This is a genomic window from Deinococcus humi (genome assembly GCF_014201875.1).
Lineage (GTDB): Bacteria > Deinococcota > Deinococci > Deinococcales > Deinococcaceae > Deinococcus > Deinococcus humi.
Map to the genome: position 1 here is coordinate 1 of NZ_JACHFL010000054.1, position 1,961 is coordinate 1,961.

Below are 1,961 nucleotides of genomic sequence, written 5' to 3' on the forward strand. Positions count from 1 at the left end.
CTGGCCTTACCGCTTCGCATGACGAGCACGCCAGTCATGACCTTCAACCGGATGCTGATGAGCTATGAAATACGCGACTTTGGTGTGGAGCTTGATGGCAGCTCCAAATCGCAGATGTTTTCTGAACATTGACGAAGGGAGGAGCGCTTGACTTTCCCCAGGTCCATTGATTCTGGTAAGTGATTTTCTGCTGGCTGGCGAGGAGTGACCGACCGCAACCCCTGTCGAGACGGCATACCACGTCTGCAACGCTTGCTTCTTATTTCTTCAGGCCGAGGCGGCAACACTTGCTCGCGAATGAGGGTGAAGGTTCGTGATGCGGGTGTGTAAACTCAGGCATCTTAAGTCGTTTCTGCCGCCTGATCCAAGCTGCTGTCGCTCCTGACGTCGGTTGGGACGCTGCGACTGTTCAGCCAGGTTGTTATACCGGGCCGTGGAAATCACCGGCTGGTGATCGACGTCTCTCAAGCCCGGGGGTTCCCGGATGGGAGCCCCAGGCTGCGCAGCCCATCAGTGTGAATGACCTCTGGAACGTCATATTCACCTCGTAGTCTGGTCTGGAAGGTCTTCGCCACGTCCGTATTGCAGCGCCATTGAAGAGTATCGAGCACGAACCATTCTCGTCCACTGCGCGTCACAACCCATGCCGGACACCATCGGCCATCGTACAGACCTCGTCCAGGGATTACTGGAAACCCCGGTGTCCCCTCCCAGTCACACCATTCACGCTCGCGCAGTCCGGCAGGCCGTCAGTGGTCAGGGCCTCAGCGCCCACCCCAATCACCAGGGCGTCGAGCGCAGCCACCGGATAGAGCTGGGCCTGACGCCGGCTGGGGTCCCTGTGGTCCCATCGGCCCAGCCGGAAAGGACGCTCGACTCAGCGGTACAGCGCCGACGCCGTGATGCCCAGCAGCAGCTGTTCGGTAAGAGATCAACCTTGCAAAATTTTAGCCCCTTACCGAAGCGGTTGATGTCGTTCGGTGGGCTCGCTGTGGTTGGAGGACATGGCAGGGCCCTGAGCTGCTGAGGTAACCATAGGATGTGAACCGTCGCTTTGAGAGGGACACTTAAAGTCAGGTTTAGTGCATCCTGTCCTGCACCTGTCTTGACAACGCTGCGTCCCGGATGTTCCGAATACTCTGTGCGAAAAGGGCCGGGTCATCCAGAATGCGTGACACGGTGTACGCACCCTGGACCGCTAGAAAGACGTCGCTCGTGACGCCTGCGGCTTCCGCCTGCCTGATCACTGCCTTCCGGTAGTGACCCACGATCTGCGCCCCACGGTCCGCCGCTGGGTGACCCAGGGCGCGTAATTCGCCGGCCAGGGTCCCGAACGGGCACCCCAGCGCGGTGGCCTGCTCCGGATCGCTCAGCACCCAGTCGAAGTAGGCCTGCAACCAGCTCAGGGGTGCCAATGGTGCCAGGCGGTTCAACAGCGCCTGCAGTTCCTGTTCACATTCCTCCAGCACCGCAAGCACCAGGTCGTCCCGGGTCTTGAAGTAGTAATACAGGTTGCCCAGCGGAATCCCAGCCGCCTGCGCCACGTCTCTGAGCGTCGTCCCGGACACCGTGTGGGTGCGGTACCGCTGCAAGGCGGCGCGGATTATCTGCGTCCGTCGGCTGGGGGTGTGCTCGTCCACAGGTCAAGATGCCATGAAGTGCCGTTCAGTTTCTGGGGCTCTCTCCCCATTAGGCTCAGTCGGACAGTTGACTGACTCGCAAGAGCAGAGGCGCTGGCTGCCGATCGGCCAGCGCCGAAGGAGCACTTATGAAAAAGGGAATGACGACAGGATTGATGGCTGGCCTGCTTTCCGGCGCGGCGCTGGCGGGCGGTTCGGAGGGTGGGCGGCAGGAAGGCCTGCTGCTGGTCAACGGCGCGCAGATTCACTACGTCTCGCAGGGCAGCGGCACCCCCATGCTGCTGCTGCACGGCTATCCGCTCAGCGGCGAACTGTTCGCCC

1 protein-coding gene and 1 pseudogene are annotated in these 1,961 nt (G+C 61.1%); one reads left to right on the plus strand and one right to left on the minus strand.

From position 1 onward, the window contains the following. Positions 1-1,079 precede the first annotated feature (1,079 nt). Positions 1,080-1,640: a TetR/AcrR family transcriptional regulator gene (locus tag HNQ08_RS27010; protein ID WP_184138557.1), complete on the minus strand. Its 561-nt coding sequence runs from the start codon at positions 1,638-1,640 to the stop codon at positions 1,080-1,082. A gap of 128 nt (positions 1,641-1,768) precedes the next feature. Here HNQ08_RS27010 and HNQ08_RS27015 point away from each other — a divergent pair. Further along, positions 1,769-1,961: pseudogene (locus HNQ08_RS27015) on the plus strand (alpha/beta fold hydrolase); the annotation flags it as partial.